The 17,077-nt window shown below is 41.3% G+C and carries 11 protein-coding genes and 1 other RNA gene; 6 read left to right on the forward strand and 6 right to left on the reverse strand.

What is annotated here, in order from left to right; all coding sequences use genetic code 11:
* Positions 1–150 precede the first annotated feature (150 nt).
* From ssrA to BM176_RS18705, 4 genes are all read right to left on the reverse strand, one after another.
* Positions 151–523, reverse strand: a transfer-messenger RNA (tmRNA) gene (gene ssrA / locus BM176_RS18690).
* A 102-nt stretch (positions 524–625) separates the two neighbouring features.
* On the reverse strand, positions 626–1,963 hold the full coding sequence (gene rseP, locus BM176_RS18695) for an RIP metalloprotease RseP (protein ID WP_090105819.1): 1,338 nt from the start codon (positions 1,961–1,963) through the stop codon (positions 626–628).
* A gap of 95 nt (positions 1,964–2,058) precedes the next feature.
* Complete coding sequence (locus BM176_RS18700) at positions 2,059–3,225, reverse strand: 1-deoxy-D-xylulose-5-phosphate reductoisomerase (RefSeq protein WP_090105820.1); 1,167 nt, start codon at positions 3,223–3,225, stop codon at positions 2,059–2,061.
* A 115-nt stretch (positions 3,226–3,340) separates the two neighbouring features.
* Entirely contained in the window at positions 3,341–4,834 is a 1,494-nt protein-coding gene (locus BM176_RS18705) for a GH3 auxin-responsive promoter family protein (RefSeq protein WP_090105821.1), read from the reverse strand.
* Between the two features lie 287 nt (positions 4,835–5,121).
* Here BM176_RS18705 and rplU point away from each other — a divergent pair, with 287 nt between their 5' ends.
* The 6 genes from rplU to BM176_RS18735 all read left to right on the forward strand — a co-directional run bounded on the left by rplU (position 5,122) and on the right by BM176_RS18735 (position 9,346).
* The gene (rplU, locus tag BM176_RS18710; protein ID WP_090106132.1) at positions 5,122–5,424 is read left to right on the forward strand and encodes a 50S ribosomal protein L21; all 303 of its coding nucleotides are present in this window, start codon (positions 5,122–5,124) and stop codon (positions 5,422–5,424) included.
* Positions 5,425–5,460: 36 nt separating this feature from the next.
* The gene (gene rpmA / locus BM176_RS18715) at positions 5,461–5,733 is read left to right on the forward strand and encodes a 50S ribosomal protein L27 (RefSeq protein ID WP_089782994.1); all 273 of its coding nucleotides are present in this window, start codon (positions 5,461–5,463) and stop codon (positions 5,731–5,733) included.
* 75 nt (positions 5,734–5,808) lie between these two features.
* Positions 5,809–6,258 carry a histone H1-like repetitive region-containing protein gene (locus BM176_RS18720; RefSeq protein WP_090105822.1) on the forward strand — a complete coding sequence of 150 codons (450 nt, stop codon included), beginning with the start codon at positions 5,809–5,811 and terminating at the stop codon, positions 6,256–6,258.
* Between the two features lie 298 nt (positions 6,259–6,556).
* Complete coding sequence (locus tag BM176_RS18725) at positions 6,557–8,230, forward strand: DNA polymerase/3'-5' exonuclease PolX (RefSeq protein ID WP_090105823.1); 1,674 nt, start codon at positions 6,557–6,559, stop codon at positions 8,228–8,230.
* The gene (locus BM176_RS18730) at positions 8,227–8,856 is read left to right on the forward strand and encodes a DsbA family protein (RefSeq protein WP_090105824.1); all 630 of its coding nucleotides are present in this window, start codon (positions 8,227–8,229) and stop codon (positions 8,854–8,856) included. Before BM176_RS18725 ends, BM176_RS18730 begins: the two co-directional genes overlap by 4 nt.
* Positions 8,849–9,346: a GNAT family N-acetyltransferase gene (locus BM176_RS18735; protein WP_090105825.1), complete on the forward strand. Its 498-nt coding sequence runs from the start codon at positions 8,849–8,851 to the stop codon at positions 9,344–9,346. The genes BM176_RS18730 and BM176_RS18735 overlap by 8 nt, the downstream gene beginning before the upstream one ends.
* Before the next feature lie 234 nt (positions 9,347–9,580).
* Here BM176_RS18735 and BM176_RS18740 read toward each other — a convergent pair whose 3' ends face one another.
* Both BM176_RS18740 and BM176_RS18745 read right to left on the reverse strand, forming a co-directional pair.
* Positions 9,581–10,498 (reverse strand): PorP/SprF family type IX secretion system membrane protein, encoded by a 918-nt coding sequence (locus BM176_RS18740; protein ID WP_090105826.1) that lies wholly within the window; start codon positions 10,496–10,498, stop codon positions 9,581–9,583.
* Positions 10,495–16,539: a gliding motility-associated C-terminal domain-containing protein gene (locus BM176_RS18745; RefSeq protein ID WP_177230455.1), complete on the reverse strand. Its 6,045-nt coding sequence runs from the start codon at positions 16,537–16,539 to the stop codon at positions 10,495–10,497. The genes BM176_RS18740 and BM176_RS18745 overlap by 4 nt, the downstream gene beginning before the upstream one ends.
* Between the last annotated feature and the right edge of the window lie 538 nt (positions 16,540–17,077).

Consider the following 17,077-nt stretch of genomic DNA (forward strand, 5'->3'; position numbering starts at 1 on the left):
ATTGATGCTTCTTCAAGACAGATAATGTGCATTAGAGGGTTGGTTATTTATAAATGGAAATTATGAAAATATTTCGCTCAATGGGTGAGTGATGATATGTACTCAAAAGAAAAAGGCTTTGAAGTTTTACCTTCAAAGCCTTTCTAGTTAAGGTGGAGCCGGAGGGAGTCGAACCCTCGTCCAAACATATCCGCCGAAAGCTTTCTACATGTTTATTTACTCATTGTGTTTTCGAGACCTGGCAAGGGGCGTAACTAACCAACCTGGTCCTTATCTGTAGTTATTTCAGTACCCACTCACAGAAACCATGAGTACCTATTCTGCTATTGGTTTGATTCAGCGGAAGGAGACACAGCAGACAGCAGCTCCAGCGGCCATAATGGGGCTTAATCTATGATTAAGCAGCCATAGCGTAGTTAGACTCGCCTTTTGAAGTTTGTATATTCAGATTTACGTGCTAATTATACAACGCACGACATGCTTACACTCTCAAAGATCTATGCTGTCAAAACCGGGCGGCCCCAATTGCTTCACAGCAGTCTGCAAAGATAGCGTATTATTTAACATAAAAAAAGGAAGAAGCCTTTGTAAGACTCCTTCCTGCTATAACTTAGAATGATAAGTGCTACTTATGGAAGATATTTCTCCAGATATCCAGACCGTTTGCATACAGCAATAATCCGAATAAGAGTACCATACCTCCAATCTGTGCGTATTCAAGGAACTTCTCGCTTGGTTTACGGCCGGTAATGATCTCATACAATAAGAACAGTACGTGACCACCATCAAGTGCCGGAATAGGCAGAATATTCATGAATGCAAGGATAATAGATAACAGTGCGGTCATCTCCCAGAAAGACATCCAATCCCACTGACCCGGGAACAGATTACCTATACTCAGGAAGCCTCCCAGCGATTCACTGGCCTTTACTTCTTTGGATACGAAGATGAGGCGCAACTGCTGCACATATTTCACGAGCGTATTGATACATTTTGAGAACCCGGCAGGTAATGCTTCAAAGAAGCCATACTCCTTGGTAACGAATGTGAAGACTTTATCCGGAGTTGATCCATAAATACCTAATGTAGCCGATTCCGGCACATTAGCTATCAGTCTTAATGTATCTCCATCCCTTAATACTTCTATAGCTGCCTGCTTATTCTTGCTAAGAACAATTGCTTTTCTGAATTCATGCAGGAAATAGGCTGGCTGGCTATTCAGAGTTAACACCTGGTCTCCCTTTCTGAATCCCGCTTTCTCAGCCTCAGAACCTTTTACTACAGAGTCAATTGCAAATGGGATTCTTATACCCAGCAGGGTTCCCTTTTCCTTGATCATTTGACGTTTGAAACCATCAGGGATAGGAATATCCAGATGCTGACCATTACGGCTCACCTGAATGCTGGTAGCTTCACGAAGCAGTATCTCAGCAGGAATGGCCCTGAAATTCTCAACAGGTTTGTTATTAACAGAAAGGACCATGTCCCCGTCTTTCAGACCAATACTTCCGGCCAGTGAATCTACGGCTACACCATATTTTACATTCTGAGTAGGCAGGTAACTTTCACCCCAGTGCCACAACATCATTGCATAGATCAGGAAACCTAATATGATGTTTACAGTCACACCTCCTATCATAATGATCAAACGCTGCCAGGCTGGTTTAGACCGGAATTCATGGGGTTCTGGAGGTTTGGACAGTTGTTCGCGGTCCATACTTTCGTCTACCATGCCGGAAATTTTTACATATCCGCCCAATGGAAGCCAACCAATGCCATATTCAGTATCTCCCTTTTTCTTCTTAAACAGGGAGAACCATGGATCAAAGAAAAGATAAAACTTTTCAACCCTGGCCCCAAACAGCTTGGCAGGGATAAAGTGCCCAAGCTCATGTAATACTACCAGTATAGATAGTGACAGTACCAACTGCCCGGCCTTTACCAATATTTCTTGTGTTGTCATGTACGATTGATCTGACAGTAAATATATATTGTTATTTGTCTAAAAATGACTTCGCAAATATAGCTGCTACAACTGCGACACGGCATCTATGAACCCTAAATTACAATTGCATTGATCATAGCGTTGGCATATTCTCTCGCTGCCTGATCACTTTCATAATAGTTGTGCAAGGTAGGTTTTTCAATGAAGGGAACCTTCACCATAATTTCTTCTATTACTTCCGTCATCTGAAGGAACCCGATCCTGTTTTTCAGGAAAGCATTAACAACCTCCTCATTGGCAGCATTCATTATACAAGCGGCATTCCCCCCTTTGTGCATCGCCTCAATGGCAATTGCCAGGTTACGGAAGGTTTTTGTATCCGGCTGTTCAAAGGTAAGACTGGGGTTATTCCTGAAAGAAAACCGGGTAAAGTCGTTTGACAGGCGTTCGGGGTATCCTAATGCAAACTGGATAGGCAGTTTCATATCAGGTACGCCCATCTGCGCTTTCATTGAGCCATCTACAAACTGCACCATAGAATGAATGATGGACTGAGGATGGACTACTACCTCAATCTTTTCGGGCGCCAGGTTAAATAACCAGCGGGCCTCAATCATTTCCAGTCCCTTGTTCATCAGGGTAGCACAATCGATCGTTATTTTAGCTCCCATCCGCCAGTTAGGATGCTGAAGAGCATGATCTTTCTTTACATTAATCAGAAAATTAGGCTTTTTGCCAAGGAATGGTCCACCAGAAGCAGTAAGGATCACCTTTTCCACCTTGCTGAAAGACTCTCCCATCAAACACTGGAAAATAGCAGAATGCTCCGAATCCACTGGTATTACAGGTACATTCTTTCTATATGCAGCAGCCATTACGATATCTCCGGCTACCACCAGCGTCTCCTTATTAGCCAGTGCTATTGGAGTACCCGCCTCGATGGCAGAAAGTGTAGGTGCCAGACCGGCAAAACCCATTACAGCAGCCAACACCATATCGATCGTATCCCACGCAGCTACTTCAACCATCGCCTTTGCACCTGCAAAAACTTTGATACCCTTATCAAATAATACCTCTTTTACCTTTTCGTATTGTGCTTCATCTGCTATTACTACCGCATTGGGACGGAAAAGCAACGCCTGCTCAATGAGCAGATCGGCATTCTGTCCGGCAGTAAGAACTTCCACGCTGAACTTGTCAGCATGCGCTGCGATAACCTCCAGCGCCTGTATTCCAATAGATCCTGTTGAGCCAAATATGGCTATATTCTTCTTACTCATTGTTGCAATAATAAGGGAAAAGTGAGAATTACAAATGCGAAATAAGTGTTAAGTATGAGTGCTTTATTGAATATGCACACATGCTTAACTCATTATTTGATCGTGAGAACCCTTTCTATAACAGATAATTCGCCAGCTCATCAGCCAGTGCCCTATCATTACTTAAACGGGGAACTTTATTCTGTCCGCCCAATTTACCTACTGATTTCATGTAATCAATAAATCCATGTTTGCGAACTTGTCTGATCTTAAGGGGTTGCAGTATATTTCCACTTAATAAGTCGTTGTAATAAATATTCTTTTGCTGCAGATTCTCGTCTACCTTCTTCGCGAAGGCGTCCAGATCGGCCGGAGGATTCTCAAATTCCACGAACCATTCGTGGAAAGGAAGTTCACCTGGTGCATTCACCATTGGTGCCACAGTAAATTCAGTGATCTGCAAACCTTCTTCCCTGGCGGTTTTCATCAGGCTGTATTCTACTTCCTCTCCTATCACATGCTCCCCAAATGCGGAAATAAAATGTTTGATACGCCCTGTTACCACCAGACGGTATGGATTAACGGATACAAATTTTACTGTATCCCCTATATTATAACTCCATAATCCTGCATTTGTGCTCACTACCAGGGCATAGTTCACCCCTACCTCTACATCCCGGAGTGATAAACGTGTAGGATTCTCGTCAAAGATTTCCTGAGCCGGAATGAATTCATAAAATATGCCCGAATTGGTATTCAGTAATAATCCTTTGTGCTCTTGTGTATCCTGGAATGCAAAAAAGCCTTCAGATGCAGGGAAAGTCTCTACTGTATTGATAGGCCGGCCTATGGAAGCCAGTAATTTAGCCCTGTAAGGTTCAAAATTCACACCTCCATATACCAGTACATTCAGGTTTTTAAACAGTTCGCCCACCGGTTTATCACTTCTTTCTATCAACCTGTCAAAATACATCTGCATCCATGGTGGTATACCACTGATGAGAGTCATATCCTGATCGATTGTTTCATCCACTATCTTATCCAGCTTGGTTTCCCAGTCCTCAATACAATTGGTTTCGTAACTAGGAAGCTGGTTGGTACGCAGATAACGGGGGATATGGTGATTTACAATTCCACTGAGACGGCCGTAGGGGATTCCTCCCACACGTTCCAGCACAGGAGAACCCGACAAAAATATCAGTTTACCATTTGCAAAGTCCGTGTGCCCTGTTTCCGACATATAGTTCAGCAGCGCATTACGGGCTGTATCCATATGATTGGAAATAGAATCTTTAGTGATAGGAATATACTTTACACCACTTGTAGTTCCCGATGTTTTGGCCAGATAAATTGGTAGTCCCTTCCAGAGCACATTCTGCTTACCCTCCTTGATCTTATTTATATACGGCTTGAACTGTTCGTAATCGCGGATAGGAACAGCCTGTTTAAAGTCATTATAAGAATGGATATTATCAAAATGATGGTCTTTCCCGAATTCCGTCTTCCGGCCCGTTTTTATCAACTCCTCCAGGATAGCTTCCTGGTCTTCTACCGCCCGTTGCATTTCCTTCCTTATTTTGTTAGCTACTATGGAAGCAAATGGCTTGGCAAGCAGTGATTTAAGCTTCATGCCCATTATTTTAGAATATGTGAAGGGACAAATGTATAAAATAAAAATTGTTATAAAAGCCCAGATTACAAGGCTTACAACGATAATGCCTGCTTGCTGGCAGCTTGTGCCAGATAAGGAATTCAATATATTGTAACAAACTATATTCAAATAAAGTACGTATCTTTGAAAAGGTTAAGTGTTTTCTCTCATAAAATACCTGTATAAGTACAGTTATTTAAAAAAGAGAAAACTTTGTCAATTTGAAAACAAATCCTACTTTTGCAGGAAATTATTTTTGGATAACTATGTTTGCAGTTGTAAAAATCACGGGTCAGCAATTCAAAGTACAAAAAGACCAGGAAATCTTTGTACAACAATTACAGGGAAATATTGGAGATAAAGTGCAGTTCTCTGACGTATTGTTAACAGATAATGGCGGCCAGCTGACCGTCGGTACTGATGTAAAATCAGTGGTTAAAGCAGAGATTCTGCGTCACGTTCAAGGTGATAAAGTGATAGCTTTCAAAATGAAACGCCGTAAGGGTTTCAGAAAGAAAATCGGTCACCGTACACACTTTACATTGATCAGAATCAATGAGATTGCTTAATTATTATTAGATAAAGTTTAAACCTTACATTAAGAAATGGCACATAAAAAAGGTGAAGGTAGCGTAAAGAACGGCCGTGACTCTCAGAGCAAAAGGCTTGGAGTAAAAATATTTGGTGGTCAGGCTGCTGCTTCCGGCAATATCATCATTCGCCAACGTGGTACAGTTTATCATCCGGGACAGAATGTAGGCATCGGTAAAGATTTTACAATTTTTGCAGTTGCTGACGGTGTGGTTGAGTTCAGAAAAGGACGTGAAAACAGAACCATCGTTTCCGTAAAATCATTTGACACCACTGCTCAGGCGTAAGCTTGAGTGGTGTTTGCCATAAAGTTTTTTTTTTAATACCCAATTTTAATTACTAACCCAAAAATTCAAAAAACAATGGCAACAATTAAAAAAGCTGCAAAAAAAGCTGCGCCTAAAAAGGCCGCTGCTAAGAAAGCTGCACCAAAGAAAGCTGCTGCAAAGAAGGCTGCTCCTAAAAAAGCCGCTGCTAAGAAAGCTGCTCCTAAGAAGAAAGCTGCTGCTAAGAAAGTAGCACCTAAAAAGGCTGCTGCTAAGAAAGCTGCTCCTAAAAAAGCCGCTGCTAAGAAAGCTGCTCCTAAAAAAGCTGCTGCTAAGAAAGCTGCTCCTAAAAAGAAAGTAGCTGCTAAGAAAGCTGCTCCTAAAAAGGCTGCTGCTAAGAAAGCTGCTCCTAAAAAGGCCGCTGCTAAGAAAGCTGCTCCTAAAAAGGCTGCTACTAAGAAAGCTGCTCCTAAAAAGAAAGCTGCTAAGAAGAAACCAGTTGTTGCTCCGGTAACTCCTAGTGATTCTCAGCCAACAGAAATGTAGTCCAGAATTTACACACTGTAACATAAGGGTCCCGGCTATCGCCGGGACCTTTTATTTTGTATAACCCATTTGCTAACTCGTAACGAGACCAATAAAAGAATAAAATAAAGATGTTGAGAATTGCTTAAAACAGTTGTTTCTCTATCACATCATCTTCACCCGAGCAAAGGACCTTTCAATCAGCTCTTTTTTAAATCCCCAGATCCGGTTAAATGAAAATGCATCAACAAAACTCAATCTGAACTTCCCCGTTTGTAGCAAATGAACGAAATTCGCAATTCAATTGATCGCTACGCACATGCTTGATAACTATACTATAGCCGATAATTTCTCCCTGCTGTCTAAACTAATGGACATACATGGAGAAAACAGCTTCAAAGCTAAATCTTTTGCTACCGCAGCTTTTACAGTAGAAAAACTACCTGCTCAGCTACAGGATACACCTGCTGAAGAAATCTCCCGCATCAAAGGTATCGGAGACTCTACAGGTAAAGGTATCCAGGAAATGCTGCAGACCGGCCAATTTATCCTACTGGAAACCTATATACAAAAAACACCTCCGGGTATCCTGGAAATGTTACAGATCAAAGGACTGGGGCCTAAAAAAATAGCTACCATCTGGAAAGAGCTGGAAGTAGAATCCCTGGGGGAACTCCTCTATGCCTGTAATGAAAATCGCCTGATGCTGTTGAAAGGCTTTGGCCAGAAAACACAGGATTCCGTTAAGCAAAGCATAGAATTCTATTTCAGTAACAGAGATCGCTTCCTGTATGCCGAAGTAGAAACATTAGCGACAAACCTTGAAAAAGAACTCCAGCAGTTATTTGCACCAGCAGAATTATCCCTTACAGGACATCTAAGAAGGAATGAAGTAATCATAGATGAAATAGAACTGGTAGCTGCCGCTACTGCTACTGAGATCCAACAAAAACTGGCTACTCTGCCCTTCCTCACATTTGTGGAAGAAACACCAACTTCCCTACTATGGCAGCACGAAAAAAAGGTTAAAATAAAAATTTATCCTGCTACTGCAGATGACTTTGGAAAGACACTTTTTGCGACAACTGCCGATAGTAACTTCCTGGGATATTTCAGTGAAAACGACGTTCTTACAACACTGCCTGCTGGCATTTCTGAGACCGGTATCTTCCAGCATGCAGGATTAGACTATATAGATCCATGCCTCCGAAATAACAGCAAGGTAATTGACCTGGCACGTAATCAACAACTTCCTGATCTGATCAAACCTTCAGATATTAAAGGGATCATACATGCCCACAGCACCTGGAGTGATGGATTACATACACTGGAAGAAATGGCGCTGGCAGCAAAAGAACAGGGATTTGAATACCTGGTGATCAGTGATCACTCCCGTTCTGCATTCTATGCTAACGGCCTCTCTATTGAAAGGATCCAGGCACAACATGCACAAATAGAAGAACTGAATAAACAACTCGCACCTTTCCGCATCTTTAAAAGTGTAGAATCTGATATACTGAATGATGGCAGCCTGGATTATCCGGATGAGGTCCTGGCGACTTTTGACATGGTCATTGCATCTGTACACTCCAACCTTAAAATGAGTGAGGAAAAAGCAATGGCCCGCTTGTTGAAAGCCATTGAAAATCCTTATACCACAATACTTGGTCATATGACCGGCAGATTGTTGCTTAGCCGAAATGGTTATCCCGTTAATCACCAGCAGATTATTGATGCCTGTGCTGCCAATAACGTAGTGATCGAACTGAATGCCCATCCCCGCAGGCTTGATATCGACTGGCAATGGATTCCCTATGCTACAGAGAAAAATGTGCTGATATCCGTAGACCCGGATTCACACAGCACAGCAGGCTATAAGGATATCTATTATGGTACTTTGGCTGCACGTAAAGGAGGACTCACCGCGGCACAAAACCTGAGTAGCTTTGGAGCTGCAGAACTGGAGATTTATCTCAAAAATAAAAGGAAATGAAACTGATCTACATATATGATCCCATCTGCGGCTGGTGTTATGGTTTCACACCTGTCATCCAACAGTTACAGCAGCAATTCAGTAAGGAAATAACATTTGAAATACTTTCCGGAGGAATGATGCTCAACGCGAACCGCAGACCGGCATCTGCTATGTATACTTATATTCAGGATGCTCATAAACGGGTGGAAGAAACAACCGGTATCGCTTTCGGCCCTGCTTTCCTGAATGAATACCTGCATACGGATGACATCATGGATTCGGAAAAACCCAGTATAGCATTAACCGTATTTAAACAATACCAGCCGGAAAATGCTATCAGTTTTGCCCATGATATGCAGGTAGCACTTAATTACGATGGAAAAAGCCTGAACGACGATCAAACCTATATTGAACTGGTCCAAAAATACCAGTTGCCTGAACAAGAGTTCCTGAACAAAATGAAAGAAGAGGAGAACCGTTATGCCACACATGAAGAATTTAATATGATACAACAATGGGGCATTACAGGTTTTCCGGCAGCTATACTTGATAATGGAGAACAGCTTTACCTGATAGCCCGCGGATACACTCCATTAGAACGCATACTGGAAGCAATAACTGAAATTAAAGAAAAGAATGTTTAATATAAAAGCAGCCACTACAGAAGATATACCTGTAATAGAGTTATTGGTGGAACAAATATGGCGACCAACTTATGAGCCTATTCTTACACCAGTACAGATTGATTATATGGTCAAACTCATGTACAGTAAAGAGGAGCTCACTAAACAGTTAGCTGATCAGGGCCATCGTTTTCTGCTTCTCTATGACGATGCTACTCCTATTGGTTATGCATCTTATAGTAACACAGATACAGCAGGCATTTACAAACTGCAAAAAATATACGTACACCAGGCTTACCAGGGCAAAGGAGTTGGTAAATTATTTTTAAATTCCGTAATAGACGCTGTAAAGGCTGCTAAGGGAATGATCCTGGAACTGAACGTGAATAAGTATAATAATAAGGCATTACTGTTTTATGAAAAACAGGGTTTTGTGGTGTACCTGGAGAAAGATTTTGATATTGGAAATGGTTTCTGGATGAATGATTATGTCATGAGGAAAGAACTATAAAAAAGTCCAGCCTGGTAGAAATACCAGGCTGTTTCCCAAGTTAACCATTAAAAGACACAACTTTTCTAAATTATATTCAAAGGTGTAATCGGATAATCTTTCGATCAAATCGTATCATTTTTCACCTTCTATAATATAACTTACGATAAATGTTTAAACGCGGTTTTATAGAAATTAAAAATCCCGCATAAAGTAATGCGGGATTTTTTTAAGCATGTGTATCCGGTATTATAATTAGAAAATTCTGGGATTCACTTCATGATCGCTACTCCAACCAAAACGATAGTTCAGCATCAATTCATGTGAAACAGACTGAGCACCTTTCAGATTGGAAGAGGTAGGTGTATCATAAGAATAACCTAGTTCAAACTGTCCGGTAATCCTTACCTGCACCAGTCCGGTTACTGTTTTTTCTGAACGCCAGGAAGCTCCCAGCCATAAAATATCTCTCAGCAGTACACTGGCATTTACATCATACTGAAAACCATTTCCCTTCACATCTCTTAATAACACTACAGGTTTAAAAAGTACATCATCATTTATTCTGAATGCATAACCGGCCTCCACATAATAATGTGGCTTGGTTACTATTTTATTCACTTTTCCTCCGAGATCAAAGCTTTTAAAAACCGGGGCTGACAATCCCAGGTAAAAGCTTTCAGTAAAAAAAGTAAAGCCAAATCCCACATTCGTTTTCCAGTAACTCTGATTGGCAGCAAAAGCAGGATCTGTTGTAGAAAGCTGACTGTTGTTTTCTTTGTATTGGGACATACCAGCCTGTAATCCCAGAGACATTGTCCATTCTTCATTCAACGATACCTTCTGTGCAACAAGAAGATTAAAATCTGTTCTTGAATCTATAGTGATCGTTTCTTTCATGGCCGAAAACCCAACACTGGTTTTAGACTCTTTGATAGGTGTATAAAAAGATAGTGATGCCGTTTTTGGCGCACCATCTATTCCCACCCACTGATTACGTCCTACCACAGTCAGACTGGCAGATTCATCCACACTTGCATAGGCAGGATTTATTACCAGTCCGTTAAACATATACTGGGAATAAATTGGCTCTTGCTGTGCCCGTGCAGGCAAACAAAATGCAATTGCGATAAGCAGTTTTATGAAAAATATCTTCTTACCAGTCATCATCATCTTTTTATTACCAGGTATCCGGTGTAACGTTTTTTATTACCACTGCCATCAGTATAATGGATGATATAGAAATAAGAACCATCCAATACATCCTTATTCTTTCCTCCTCCTGCATTGGCTCTGCCCTTGAAGTTGTTGGTCACGTTATTGTATCCTTTCGTTGTGAATATCGTACCACCCCAACGGTTAAATATTATGATATCGTTATCTGGAAATTTATCAATGTTTTCAATGTATAATGCATCATTACCCAGGCCATCATTGTTTGGAGAAATAGCCGGATGTACTCTTATCTCACCCTTATTATTATCCTCCCATCTGCCATCTGTAATAAACCGTTCTATATAGTCTGGTACACCATCTCCATCCGCATCACAATCCATACATATTTCAATGATACCACTGGCTGAAATAACAGAGTCAATTACAGGTACATGCTGGTCTGAAGGGACTGTTGCTCTGAGTAGTCTCATACCAAACATCTTATTCCTCTCAACCCCGTTCACAAATACAGGTACTTCTGAAGTAGACTGACCTGGCAATATTAATAGTGGTGTAACTGCATTATCATAATCCTTCCCTCCTACTGCGGCTAATGTACCTGCTGGTAATTCTCCTGCTGCCGGTGTAAAGAATTCATAATACAATGTAACGATCCGGGAACTTGGACGATTCAACCTGAGTAAGAATGGTAATGGTTGCCCAACGGTGTCAAAGTCTACTTTTGCAATATAGCGGCTGGATGCAAAAGAGATCTTCATTGAATCATTATCTATTACCGCATTCTTCACTTCAGCGGCCAGTCCTAATGTATATGCCGGTGTGCCGCTACCATTCACATAAGCTTTAGTACTTACCTGAATAAATCCATCATCATCACTTACATCATTATCATTTATTTTAACTGTGATGGTTCTTTCTTTCTGTCCTGCCAACATTGTAACAATGAGCGTGTCTCCTTTTACAACACCTCCGCCAAGCGTAAGTGTTCTGAAAGCATCGCATGTAGCAACGATGGTTATAGGCATATCTGCTTTAGCAGCTTTGGTAGCTCTAACGATAAACGATACTTCATCTCCTTCCGTAACAACACTGGTCGAAGTAAAGAGGTTTATAGCCGGTGTATCAATATTGTTATTATAGATGGTAAGTGTTGCCTGGGGAACTGCTACAAAACTCCATACTACACCAGGTGTAGTGGAACTGGCAGAACTCAGTTGTAACTGTACTGTCTGACTTGGACCTGCATAGGTAATTCCGGATGGAATGATTTTAACAAGTGTTCCATATGATCCCGCAGGGATAACCACATTACCCGATAGACCTACATAATCTGTTCCTGCAGTGGCAGTACCACCTATATTATAATTCACAGATATTGGTTGTGCTGCTATCACAGTAGTATCATTGAAACGTACCATAAAGGCACCTTCTATAGTAGGCTGTGTAGCATCAACTACTTTCTCTACCAGGATCTGACGGGCAATTGCTTTAGGTCCTGTGGATGCTGATTCATCATCTGTTACTGTCAGCGTAATTGTAGCAGCATCAACAATCATATTTGTTCCGCCCGAAATTGCTTTCACCAGCTTAACCGTTAATGGGAGGTTACCCTGGATGATCTGATCGTCCTGGATAAGAACTGGAACAATAACGCTGTCTTGTCCGGCTGGTATTACTACTGTTGTCGCAACCGCCTGAATGTTGGTGCCTGCATAAGTTACCTGTAATGTAACCGTTACATCTGTTGCAGAAGTAATTGGCAACTTCACTACAAATGCACCATCTGTTGCAGGTTCTGCCGGATCAGTAAGTTTAGACAACTTTATTGCAGCACCTGGTTTGTCTAGTATATTGATTGGCGCAATAGGAGCTACAGTATATCCGGTAGCACTTGCTGCAAATTGTAAGATGGTGGTTCCTTCTATTTTGAAGTTGTCCGGTATATTAAGGAAGAACGTAACAAAGTTGCTGTCTTTCGGTAATGTTACTACAGTTGGTATCCCGTTATAATTAGTGATATCTGCTGTAGAAGATGGATCCGGAGCTACATTGATCGATAAATCCTGTGTAGAAATAACTGTCGCATCTGCATAACCTATTGTCACTTTGGAGAAACTACCCTTATGAATAGACGTAGAGTCAATAGTGATCTTAAGTTTTGCTTTTGCAGGATCCAGAATTGTAGCATCATCAATAAATACATTCAGACTATCTGTAGTGACACTCGTCATATTTGTTACCGTACCTGTAATCCTTAACAATTCTGCGCTTTCCAGGAAATTATCTGTGTTCGCAGTAAAGGTAAAGTCCTGGTAACCTATTGAAGGATCGATTGTAACCACTACAGGAATACCCGTATAATCGCTGCTGGCTGCAGCAGAAAGTACGCTGCTTGTAACGGATAACTGCACCGGAGTTGCCGGTAAGATACCTGCAGGGAAACTAGCTCTTACAGTATATGTATTACCTTCCAGCACATGGCTGCCCTGTGTTGTGGGCTGCGGTGTAAAGGTGATCTTACGGTTAGAGATAGCAGTAGCATCTTTGATTTGCAGTGTAATGGAATCTTTAGGATATCCTGCAGCATCTATATATACTACAAGTGTTTCATCATCTCCAACTATATTATCAACACTGGCAGAAATTTGCGCAAGAGTGATTGAATTACCTACCAGCGAAACTGTTTGTGGTAATCCGGAATAACCACTGGTAGCACCTGAACTAAGTCCTCTGGAAGCAGTGATTGATAAAGGCACTGAAGTAGTGGCGCCTCCGGACAATTTAATAGTAACGGATGCTCCAGCCCCTCCTTCTACTATAGTTGAAAGATCGCTGGTAATAATTAAACTGGTAGATACTACCTTATCTTTTATTGTAACAGTTGCTCCCTGATTTACCACTACACCCGTAATTGCAGGTGACGCAGCAGTACCACCCAGGATAAGGGATTCATCACCTTCTGTTACACCATCATCTATAATTGTTACAGCGGTAGTATTACTGTGGTTATTTGTTTTATCTAATGTCAGCGTTGTAGAATCCAGTGTATAATCTCCGGCAGATGCTGTAGAAGCAGCTATCAGCGATGGCGTTATAACAATCGGCACTTCTGTGGTAATACCTGCAGGCAGACTGTAAGTAAAGCTGTAGCTGGTACCACCTTCATTCATTATTGTGGTACTCGGAGTAACTGTGATAATCTTATTAGCCGGATTCGTACCTGTAGCATCCTGGATGGTACCACCAAACGATGGAATGTTAAGACCTGGAATACTTGTAGAGCTAGCCTGTAATGTGAATGCCTCATCCGCTTCCAGGATACCATCTGTAACAGCAGATAATGCACTGTTAACGGTATAACTGTTTGTTAAGGAAGGTAAAGTTATTGTAGAAGAAGCAAGATTATAATCTGTGGTGGCAGCTATTGATGCAGCATTGTGTGTTAATGTAATCGCAATAGGATCTTCTGCACTGATAGCTGAGTTTACAAAGTTGATTTTGATTCCTGTATTATTACCTTCACTCAGTGTTGGCGTTACAAGTGAAACATTCATATCCTTGTTACCCGGAACCAGACCTGTAGAATCCTGGATGATAACAGTACCCGAATCTGTAGCAAACCCTGTTGGTTTGAATACAATCCACAGATTTTCATCATTCTCCAGAACATTGTCCAGTATTGCTGTCAGCGTTGTAACTGTTACAGTTTTTTTAGCAGTACCGGTAGTTGTAAAGGTTACATTAGCAGCAGATGTTAATCCGCTTACATCAGCAGTGGTAGCTTTTGAACTCAATCCCCTGGAAACATTCACAGGAATAGCATATCCGGCAGAGATACCGCCGGGTAATGTTAATGTAAGTGATCCACTCTTTCCTTCTTTCAACGTAGCAGGTGCTACCACCAGTTTCATGTTAGGATTATAGTCCACATCCCTGATCGGAATATCAGGTCCGGCATAAGTATAAGAACGTTTAGCCCCTACGTTATCAAGTGCAACTACCACCAGTTTTATTACTTCAGGAGTAGGCCCTTCCAGTAGTTTATCTGCAACTACATCAAAAGTCACTTCAGTAGAAGTAGTTCCTGCGAGAATGGTGTATACTTTGCCGGAATAAAGGTCCAGATTCCAGTCCAGTCCTTCCTCTGCTGTAGACGCGTTGTCTACAACAATACTTTTGATGTTGATAGGCACCTCAGTTGTAACACCGGGAGGCAGATGGAAACTTAATTTTCCGCTGTACCCTTCCGGCACTGGCCGGGCAGTATCAGGAGATACGCAGTCGGCCAGTATTTTTGAATAGTTTGGATTATAGTAAGTACTGTCCAGGATCAGGAGGTCTGACTGCCCGGTTACGGTAATACCCAATATAGTACCCTGAAACTTAAGTGTCAGTTTTTCTGTATTCTCCAGGCATTTATCTGATTTACCCTGAATGATAAAATCAGGACTGCTGGGAGCATTGGCAGGAATAATAATAGAAGTAGGTACTACATAATCAGAATCACCAACTGTTGAACTAGCCAATGTTGAAAAAGTGACAGTAATATCTTCCGGGAAAGTTACCCCTGAAGGCAGTTTGATCCTTGCTTTTGTTGAATTACCCTCAAGGATCTGGGTGCTATCCATATTCAATACCATTGAACGGGGTTCATCATCTATAATGGTATAATCGCATTCCGATGTACCGTTGATAGTCAGTAATGAAGCACAGGTACCTGCCAGCTTAAGGTGCAGCGAGCGGCTATACTGTAACTGATCATTTCCGATCACATGCAGGTTGGAAATAGCAATATTTTTAGCAGTTGTATAATCGCCTGCAGGAATCAGTACTTCTTCCTGTACAAGTTTAAAGTCGGTATTCAATACTGCAGGATGTGCAAAGGAAGCACTGGCATCATACTGTACCAGCACATATGTAGGTGCTCCTAATTTACCACCGGATACATTTAATGTGAGTCCCTGTGCCACCTGTTCTCCATCTGCTGTATTCCCTTCATTTCCAGATAAAGCAGCACTGGTGAACTGTACTTTTACCGGTGAATAAAGTCCTGTTCCATTGTTATATGAAAATCCGGATACAGGGAATGAATCTTTAACAGCAGTAATACCATCAAACTCTGTAGCCGTAGTACCATACCCTGATAAAACGCGGAAAGTTTTGACATTTACAGGATCAGGGCTAAATGCATCTCTGTACAGTGCCCCAAGCTGGTGCATTACTGCAAGAGACCTTCCCCTTCCATCCACTCCAGTCGCCACTACATTACCAGGGAAGTAACCATCATCATCTACATAAAAACGGTTTTCCGGGATAGACGCTTCCCAGGAATCAAATTGATTATATGTTCTGTATACATGAGACCGGGGAGCTTCAGTTGCACCAGCACAAGGCACATCTCTTAATATACCTACAGTTTTACCATCTGCACTCACAAAACCATACCCGCACTTACTAACTTCATCCGGATCTGCTGCTGAAGCAGCACCCATTAACGACTGTTCCGATAAATAGAAAATTGCAGATGTCCCACCGCTGATATTGGGCATATGCATAACAAAATCCATGAAGAAGTAATTGCTATTCTGGATATAAGACACAATACAGGTAACTGTACCTGTTTGCCCTGCACCTCCATAGTATTTATCCAGTATAGTGCCTACGATTTGTACGCGGTAAGGATCTGCACTGGAACCAGTTCCAGATACAGGTGAGATATAACAGATGGAAGGACTTTTCAGATTAGCACCATCAAAATGTGTGTTGTTTTTAAAGTCGAACATCGCCCTCAGGCCGATTGTACTGTCGGTATGTGAATAACTTTCAGTCAGCCCGTTACGGGTTACTTTAATACCTCCGTCGCTGTAGATTTCAATTTTAATACCATCAGAAGTATTTGTACCTCCGGCTGAATTAATAACAGCTTTAACAGTCTGCGCGTTTACCTGGCCGCACATAAGTAGCAATAACACCGGAATCACGATCCTGTAAAGTACCCTGGATACTTTATAGGATGCAATACGGAGATTGCGTGTCATAGGTTGGGGAAGCTTGAGCATAGTAAAGCGTGTAAATTTCTATTATCCATCTGATTCAGTTCACTCTGATTAACCAATAATGAGAATATGGTTATGAAATCTTTTACGAAAACAATTTGATTCAATACTAAAAAAGGCATAGAATCAGATCCTTGATGGTTAGTCCAAAATGTACCAATCACCGTAAGCAGTTGCTCAATCCATCAAATTTTGTATTGCCACCAACACCAAAGACAACACCTATATATTGAAATACAAACATATCGAATATTTCACACCTAGTCAAAATATTTTATATATTTTGTTAATATGTCTATCCACGGAATGGGGATAACTTTTATTATCCGGTATTTATCAATGGGTTGTGAGCTGCCTTTTTTTACACATACAATGTTAATTATTAGCTAAAACAGTGTTGCAACATAGAATTAGCAAACTGAGATATAACCAGGGTGAAGGAAGAAAAAAAGGTCGGATTAATTAAATGTTCTGTTTGAACATCCAAAAAAAGAACAAATGCATTGTCAGAAGCCATAAA

The organism is Chitinophaga sp. CF118 (assembly GCF_900112615.1).
GTDB lineage: Bacteria > Bacteroidota > Bacteroidia > Chitinophagales > Chitinophagaceae > Chitinophaga.

Excerpts from the sequence above, each read along its gene's own strand:
- BM176_RS18725 (WP_090105823.1), top strand. The coding sequence starts at position 6,557 with ATGCTTGATAACTATACTATAGCCGATAATTTCTCCCTGCTGTCTAAA.
- BM176_RS18730 (WP_090105824.1), top strand. The coding sequence starts at position 8,227 with ATGAAACTGATCTACATATATGATCCCATCTGCGGCTGGTGTTATGGT.
- BM176_RS18705 (WP_090105821.1), bottom strand. The coding sequence starts at position 4,834 with ATGAAGCTTAAATCACTGCTTGCCAAGCCATTTGCTTCCATAGTAGCT.
- rplU (WP_090106132.1), top strand. The coding sequence starts at position 5,122 with ATGTTTGCAGTTGTAAAAATCACGGGTCAGCAATTCAAAGTACAAAAA.
- BM176_RS18745 (WP_177230455.1), bottom strand. The coding sequence starts at position 16,539 with ATGACACGCAATCTCCGTATTGCATCCTATAAAGTATCCAGGGTACTT.
- BM176_RS18700 (WP_090105820.1), bottom strand. The coding sequence starts at position 3,225 with ATGAGTAAGAAGAATATAGCCATATTTGGCTCAACAGGATCTATTGGA.
- BM176_RS18740 (WP_090105826.1), bottom strand. The coding sequence starts at position 10,498 with ATGATGATGACTGGTAAGAAGATATTTTTCATAAAACTGCTTATCGCA.
- rpmA (WP_089782994.1), top strand. The coding sequence starts at position 5,461 with ATGGCACATAAAAAAGGTGAAGGTAGCGTAAAGAACGGCCGTGACTCT.
- BM176_RS18735 (WP_090105825.1), top strand. The coding sequence starts at position 8,849 with ATGTTTAATATAAAAGCAGCCACTACAGAAGATATACCTGTAATAGAG.
- BM176_RS18720 (WP_090105822.1), top strand. The coding sequence starts at position 5,809 with ATGGCAACAATTAAAAAAGCTGCAAAAAAAGCTGCGCCTAAAAAGGCC.
- rseP (WP_090105819.1), bottom strand. The coding sequence starts at position 1,963 with ATGACAACACAAGAAATATTGGTAAAGGCCGGGCAGTTGGTACTGTCA.